This window comes from Jiella pacifica (assembly GCF_010500815.1).
GTDB classification, from domain to species: Bacteria; Pseudomonadota; Alphaproteobacteria; order Rhizobiales; family Rhizobiaceae; genus Jiella; species Jiella pacifica.
Genome location: NZ_JAAAMG010000072.1, coordinates 1 through 738, shown reverse-complemented (window position 1 = coordinate 738; position 738 = coordinate 1). Strand labels below are relative to the sequence as shown.

Below are 738 nucleotides of genomic sequence, written 5' to 3'. Positions count from 1 at the left end.
GCCTGGCTCTTGATCTCGGCTTCGATCGCGGTGATCCGCTCGTCGAGGAAGGCACAGACGCTGGCAATGTCCTCGGCAACGACAGGATCGCCGGCTGCCTCGGCCTGCTGGCGCTGCTTGGACCGCATGTCGACGAGCTGATCCCGCCGTCTGACGAGAGCGGCAAGCCTCTCGCGTCCCGCATCGACGGTCGTCTCGGCTTTGGGTTCGATCATTTCCCCCATGCGCGAGAGAAGCCGGGCATCGATGCTGTCGGTCTTGGCGAGCCGTCCGGTCGCTTCGGCGAAGCGGCGTACGCGAACCGGATTGAGCCGGCAGAAGCGCAAGCCGGCGCCATCACAGAGATGACGCAGGGTGCGGTCGTAGCGTCCCGTCGCCTCGAAGACCAGACAACTGCTTGTCTGATCCAGAGCCGCGAGGAAGGCCGCGATGGCCGCCTCGGTGTTGTCGACTTGAAGGTCCCGTCCGGAACGGGGATCGAAAACGTCGATGGTCGCCTTGGAGATGTCGCATCCGACATAGATCGTGGGTATGGTCATCGTGCCTGTTCCTGTGGTGCGAGGTCTGTTGCGAGCAGCCTCATGCAACTGTTCAGGTTCCGAAGAAGATGCGGGAAGGGGCCATGCCAGGGTGCGGTCTGTCTTCTGGACGACCAGGATTCTCCCGGCCTCCTTCCCGCTTCCCACCATACATCAATTCGAACACACAGGATTCTCGGGACGGGGCCCGAGAATGACG

The 738-nt window shown here is 62.9% G+C and carries 1 protein-coding gene; it reads right to left on the bottom strand.

Translation table 11 applies throughout. The annotated features are described in order from the left end of the window. Nucleotides 1–539, bottom strand: a 539-nt coding sequence (locus GTK09_RS27095; protein ID WP_163466490.1) for an IS110 family transposase, incomplete at its 3' end; no start/stop codon positions are given. Between the last annotated feature and the right edge of the window lie 199 nt (nucleotides 540–738).